Origin of the sequence: Curtobacterium sp. B18 (assembly GCF_000333375.1) — a bacterium.
GTDB lineage: Bacteria > Actinomycetota > Actinomycetes > Actinomycetales > Microbacteriaceae > Curtobacterium.
Map to the genome: position 1 here is coordinate 1 of NZ_BACZ01000257.1, position 6,178 is coordinate 6,178.

At 73.3% G+C, this 6,178-nt stretch carries 5 protein-coding genes; 1 reads left to right on the forward strand and 4 read right to left on the reverse strand.

Annotation, left to right across the window (positions count from 1 at the left end; all coding sequences use genetic code 11):
* The 4 genes from I5E_RS06510 to I5E_RS06525 form a co-directional block, all read right to left on the reverse strand.
* A partial coding sequence (locus I5E_RS06510; protein WP_031261743.1) for an oligosaccharide flippase family protein occupies nt 1-2,629 on the reverse strand: 2,629 nt, incomplete at its 3' end.
* Complete coding sequence (locus I5E_RS06515) at nt 2,626-3,537, reverse strand: beta-1,6-N-acetylglucosaminyltransferase (protein WP_022906278.1); 912 nt, start codon at nt 3,535-3,537, stop codon at nt 2,626-2,628. The genes I5E_RS06510 and I5E_RS06515, both read right to left, overlap by 4 nt.
* Before the next feature lie 128 nt (nt 3,538-3,665).
* A complete protein-coding gene (locus tag I5E_RS25290; RefSeq protein ID WP_187290469.1) occupies nt 3,666-3,836 on the reverse strand; it encodes a hypothetical protein in 171 nt (56 codons plus the stop codon).
* A gap of 84 nt (nt 3,837-3,920) precedes the next feature.
* A complete protein-coding gene (locus tag I5E_RS06525; protein ID WP_022906280.1) occupies nt 3,921-5,285 on the reverse strand; it encodes a glycosyltransferase in 1,365 nt (454 codons plus the stop codon).
* Nucleotides 5,286-5,581: 296 nt separating this feature from the next.
* Between I5E_RS06525 and I5E_RS06530 the strand changes: the two genes are divergently transcribed.
* Nucleotides 5,582-6,178, forward strand: a 597-nt coding sequence (locus I5E_RS06530) for an extracellular solute-binding protein (RefSeq protein ID WP_261974873.1), incomplete at its 3' end; no start/stop codon positions are given.

Genomic DNA, 6,178 nt, shown 5'->3' on the forward strand with positions numbered 1-6,178 from the left:
ACGACGGCCGTCCGGCGGACATCGCCTCGACGAACACCCGGCCGAAGCCCTCCGTTTCGATGGAGGGGACGACGACCATGTCCGCCGCGTGCAGCAGGGGGACGACGTCGTCCCGTTCCGGCAGGAGCACGACGGAGCCCGCGGGGAGGGACGCGACGGCGCGTCGGACCTCCTCGGCGTCGTCCGGGCCGGCCGCACCGGCGAGCACGAGCACGGGCGGGCGGCGCGCGTGCAGGGCGGCGGGTGCGTGGACGGGGCCGGGCGTCGGGGAGCGCCCCTCGGCGGGCGTCGGTGCGACGACCGCACGCTGGTGCGCGGCGTCGTGTTCGAGCACGAGACGCCAGGCGTCGAGGAGCGCGAGGACACCCTTGGACCGGGTGAGTCGTCCGTAGTAGAGCACGGTGCGGGTGTCGTCGTCGAGGCCGAGCGACCGGCGGGCACGCAGGGTGGCCGACGGCGTCGCCGCGGGGAACAGCGCGGTGTCCACGCCGTTCGGGACGACCGTGATCCGGGCGGCCGGGACGCCGGCTGCGGCCCAGGCGCGAGCCATCGCGTGCGACACCGCGAGGTAGTGGGTGCGGCCGCCGGCGATCGGGCCCAGCCGTCGGTAGTTCGGTGCGTGGTGCAGGTGCACGACGAGGGGGACGCCGGACACCACCGATGCCACACGGCCCCACGGCAGGTGCTCCGGCCGGTTCAGCCAGATGACGTCGGGGCGGGAGCGGCGGAGGCGGACGCCGTCGAGGACGAACCTCCAGACGTCGCGGGCCGCGGTGCGGACGCCGAAGGACCGGTCGCGCGTCGGGTGCGTCGTGACGCCGAGGTCGTCGTACAGCTCGCTGCCGGGCTCGGTGCCGTCCGTCGCGGGTGGGAGGTGGCCTCGGTGCCAGACCTCGACGTCCTGTCCGGCGCGGACGAGTTCGCGGGTGTCCTCGAGGACGCAGCGCTCGACCCCGCCGGTGATGGCGAGCCCGTTCGTGACGGCGGCGATCCGCAGCCGGCGCCCGGAGCGGGGCGGCGAGTCCGTCACGGCGTCCCTCCGCGGGCGATCTTCAGACGGCTGACGAACCAGGGCAGGCAGCCGACGACACCGACGACGCGGACGATGTTCCACGCGAGGTCCTGCGGCACCAGGACGGACACCCCGGCGACGACCACGACGGCGGCGAGCACGAGGACCGTGCGCGCCCGCGGGCGCGCCACTCACGGCGGTCGGGCAGCGAGAACTGCTGCAGGGCGGCGAGCACCATGTACGCGACCACGTGGACACCCCGGCGCCGGCGATGCCGAGCAGCGGGACCAGGAGCAGGTTCGCGCCGATGTTCACGGCACCGGCCACGCCCGCGATCACGCCGACCGGAACGCCGCGCCGCTCCACGAGGAGCAGGCGTCCGGTCGCACCGCTCGCGATCACCGGGAAGGCGGTCAGCGCGACGATGAAGACCACGACGGTGAGTTCGTGCACACGGTACGACGCCGGCGCGAGGATCGGCAGCGCCACGGGCGACACGAGGGTCACCGCGAGCAGCACCGGGGCGAGCAGCAGGTAGAGCTGGTCGCGGGCGTGCAGCGCGAGGTGACGGCGGGCGACGGCGTCCCGGAGCGCGGCGAAGTGCGGTGCCCAGGCCTGGTTGGTGAAGGTCAGCAGGAGGATCACGGCGGACCCGACGACGTAGGCGATCTGGTAGCGCGCGACCTCGTCGGGGCCGAGCAGCCGCTGCACGACGATGCGGTCGCCGGCGTTCAGCACGAAGTAGGACAGGTTGCCGAGGGCGATCGGGATGCCGAGCTTGAAGGCGCGGGCGGTGGTCCGGCGGTCGAGCAGGCCGGAGAACCGCGGCCGCGTCGCCGCGAAGCCGATCACCATGGCCGCGGCCTGGGCGAACACGCCGCCCCACGCGTACGTGGTGGCGTCGGCGTGCACGAACACGAGCAGGCCGAGCCCGATGATCGAGCCGCCGACGGACGAGAGCAGGCTCGTGACCGCGAAGACGCGGATCCGGTCCTGGGCGACCAGGATCGCCAGGGACAGCTGCACGACCGCGGCGGGGAAGATCCAGAGGACGGCGACGAGCAGGATCGGGTGTTCGTCGACGAACCCGGCCACGTCGCCCCAGACCGGGATCGTGGCGATCGCGGTCGCGGTGACGACCGCTGCGAGGACGATGCCGACCGCGATGAGCCCACGGGCCTTGCGGTCGTCACCGTCCTCGGCACGCTGCAGCACGGACGCCTGGTCGAGTCCCGCGACCGCGAGCACGACGAGCGCCTGGTACAGCGCGATCGCGGAGGCGAGCACGCCGAACTCGGAGAGCGGCATGAGGTGCGCGAGGACCGGCGAGATCAGGGAGCTCACGACGAGCTGCATCGACCACACGACGACGTACAGGAGCCCGCGGCCGAAGAGCACCGAGGCGCCCTTCTGCACGGCGGTGCTGCCCGTGTCCGGCACGGCGTGCGCGGCGGCCTCGACCGCGGCGGCCGCCTCGCCCGCCTCGACTGCGGCGGCCTGGGCGCTCGCCGTGGGAGCGGCACCGGGAGCGGAGGCGGCGGTGGGGGGAGCGGTGGCGGCGTCGAGCGGGGAGTCCGCGGCGTGGCGGGCCTCGCGACGGGTCTGCGGAACGGTCACGAGACACCCACCTCCGGGGTCCGGACGTGCTGGCGCAGCTCGAACGCCTGGTCGACGAGGTCGAGGAGCTCCGAGCTCGCAGCGGTCGAGAACTTCCGGGCGAAGAGGTGCGGCATCGCGGTCGGGTCCGAGGTCCAGCGCTCGAGCAGCCGACCCGCGTGCGCGAGCGTGAGCCACGGCGGGCTCTTCATCTTCGAGCCGTCCCACCCGATCCACCACAGGGTGTGCGGGACGTGCTCCTCGGCGAAGCCGTCGACGAGTGCCGGCGAGTTCAGGACCGTGGGGACGAAGGACTCGTCGGCGATCCAGGTGCGGCGCCAGAACCGGACGAGGTCGGGGCGGCTGTCGACGACCGCGACCACGGCGGCCGCGTGGGCGGCGCTGAGGACCTTCAGCTGCGACCCACCGGTGAGCACGACGTCGCGGGGGATCCGGCGGGGGATCGGCACGCGGATCATGTGCTTCCGCCACGCCCAGTGCGGGTACCGCATGCGGGCGACCCCGCCGCTGGCGCCCCACGCCGCGTGCGGGAGCGGGTGCGGGATGAGGAAGGACTCGTCCGGGTGGGCGTCGAGCAGCGCGGTGATCTCGGCGGGGTTCGCGAGCGGGTAGTCGCTGCCGGTGAGCACCGCCACGTGCGCGGCGCCGGTCTCAGCGAGCGCGGCGCGGTAGCCGGAGACCTCGGCGGCGACGTTCTCCCACTTCGCCCAGCCGGTGCGGAGCCGAGGGAGCAGCCGGACGCGGTCCGGCAGTCCCGCGGTCATGGCGCGGTGCACGTCCGCCGGCGTCCGCGCGTCGACGTGCAGGAACACCGGGAACGGGTCGAGAGCCTCGACGAGTCGGCGGACGTGCTGCGGGTCCTCGTGGGCGAGGACGATGCACGCGAGCGACGCGGGGGAGTTGGCCATGTCTCGAGTGAACAGGGCCGTCCGGGCACCGACAAGGCGGCTCCGGGGCGGGTGCGGGGAAGCGGCGGTTTCCCGCAGCGGGTGACGTCCGGACCGTCACCGTCCGCACGGGACGCAGCCTGCGGCGGTCAGCGCCTGCGACGGTACCGCGGGCAGTCGCAGAGGGCGCAGTCGCTGCCCGGTCGGTAGTGCTCGTGGGCGTCCTGCACGTGCCCGCACACGCAGACGGCGGTCTCGGTCGCGACCCGGAGCACCGGCGCGGTCGTCGCCTCGAGCACAGGTGTGGGCCCCAGCGGCATGCGTCCTCCTCCGACCCGTCCAGTACGGGTAGCTGCACCGATCCTACGGGGCAGGAGGACGCGCGTCCGGCGGCGGCAGGGCGCTCAGCCGGCGTGGAAGCGGCCGGCCTCGACGTCGCGCCACCGACGGCGGCTGCGGAACCACGCTGCCGGGCCCGCCGGGAACCCCCGGAGCTCGTGGTACGCGAGCGACCGCGGCACACCGGCGTCCGGGACGGCGGCGACCGGCACGGTGTCGACACGCGGGGTGTCGACGGTGGCCGGCGCGGGAGCCGGGGCCGGGGCGCTGCCGGAGCGGAGTCGGCCGATCGTCTCGCGGAGCTTCACCATCGCGGCGGCGGGCACGAGACGGGCGAGCACCGCGACGTGTCGGCGGTCCTTGGCGGCGAGGGCGCACATCAGCGCGGTGAACCCGACGCCGTTGCCGTGCAGCTGCTTGTGCAGGTCCTCGATGGTCCGGCGGTGCCGGTGGTGCACGACCGCCCGGGGCTCGAAGCCGACGCGTCCGCCGCGCCAGAGCGTCTCGACGAACATCGCCAGGTCCTCGCCGCCGCGGGCCGGTGAACCCGCGCCGAGCGTGGTGTCGAAGCCGCCGACGGCCTCGATCACCGACCGTCGGAACGCCATGTTCGCACCGGCGCCGTAGGCACCGATGCCGTAGACGGCGAAGTGCTTCGCGACGGAGCCGTCCGGGCGGACCGCCTGCACCCGCGCGTGCCGCATGGTGCCGGGGACGTCGTCGGGGACGATCGTGACGGGTGCGAAGGTGCGCTCGCCGCTGAACCCGCCGTAGTACGCCTCGTACCAGATCTGCGCGGGGGTCGTGAGCTCGGTCGGGAGGATCACGCCGGACACCGCGTCGAGGTCGGACTCGCGGACGAACCGTGCGCCGAGCGCCCGCAGCCACTGCGGGTCGACCCGGACGTCGTCGTCGGTGAACGCGACCACATCGCCGCGCGCGGCCGCGACGCCGGCGTTGCGGCCGGCGGATAGTCCTGGCCGGCGCTCCGTGACGAGGCGGACGTCCCGGCCGGCGAGGAGTGCCGGCAGCCGGTCGTCGGCGGGTACGCGGACCCGGTTGTCGACCACGATGACCTCGTGGTCGGGGTAGTCGAGGTGCTCGAGCACGTCGAGCAGGTCGCCGAGGTCCTCGACGCGGTCGACGACGGTGGACACGACCACCGAGATCACCGGCAGCAGGGCGTCCGGTACCGGCTCGACGTCGGCGAGCACCGTCTCGCGGAGTGCTCCGAGGGCCCGGGCTGCGTCCGCGGGGTCGTCGGTCAGCTCGACGTCGAGCGTGCCCGTCGGGTGTCCGCCGCGGTAACCGATCACCAGCGCGGAGGAACCCGTCCCGTCCGCGACGAGGCGGGGGAGCGGCGCGTCGAGGTCGACGTCGATCACGCGTCGGGGTGCGGGGAGTGCACGAGCGGTGCTGGTGGTGGCCATGGTGTGGACGCTAGGTCGGCCGGGGTGACCGCGACAACGGGCAGCGGTGCCGCTGGCGGTGATCGTGCGGAACCCCGCACGACCGGGCGAAGTCGCCGCGGGAACGGTGAGCGCTCACTCCGGAAAACCGAACGTCGCACGGAGGTCACGACCAGGTCACGGAGTCGTTGCAACCGGTTGCGTACGGCTGAGAGCGGGCGTAGCTTCCTCCTCCAGCAGGCAGCGTCGCCTGCTCCAGGCAGCGTCGTCGTCACCCGATCGACGTCTCCTGGTGATCTCGATGAGGAGACATCGCTGTGAAGACAACACGCGCCAGGGTGCGGTTCGCATCCGTTGCTGGGGTCGCGGTCATCGGCCTCGTGCTGACCGGGTGCTCGAGCGGCAGCTCGGCATCGGACGACGCCAAGAGCGGCCAGGACAGCCGCGGACCCATCACCTACGTGCAGGGCAAGGACAACTCGAACGTCGTCCGCCCGCTGATCGCGAAGTGGAACAAGGCCCACCCGGACGAGAAGGTCACCTTCAAGGAGCAGTCCGACCAGGCCGACCAGCAGCACGACGACCTCGTCCAGCACTTCCAGGCGAAGGACGCCAACTACGACGTCGTCGACGTCGACGTCGTCTGGACCGCCGAGTTCGCCGCGAAGGGCTGGCTCACGCCGCTCACCGGCAGCATGAAGATCGACACGTCGAAGCTCCTGCCGGCCACCGTGAAGACGGCGACGTACAACGACACGCTGTACGCGGCACCGCAGACCTCCGACGGCGCGCTGCTCTACTACCGCAAGGACCTCGTCAAGACGCCCCCGACCACGTGGGCGGACATGATGAAGGACTGCGACATCGCCAAGCAGGCCGGCATCGGCTGCTACGCCGGCCAGTTCGCGAAGTAC

Bases quoted from the DNA above. Each gene is read 5' to 3' on its own strand.
- I5E_RS06525 (WP_022906280.1), bottom strand. From the start codon at position 5,285: ATGGCCACCACCAGCACCGCTCGTGCACTCCCCGCACCCCGACGCGTG.
- I5E_RS25290 (WP_187290469.1), bottom strand. From the start codon at position 3,836: ATGCCGCTGGGGCCCACACCTGTGCTCGAGGCGACGACCGCGCCGGTG.
- I5E_RS06515 (WP_022906278.1), bottom strand. From the start codon at position 3,537: ATGGCCAACTCCCCCGCGTCGCTCGCGTGCATCGTCCTCGCCCACGAG.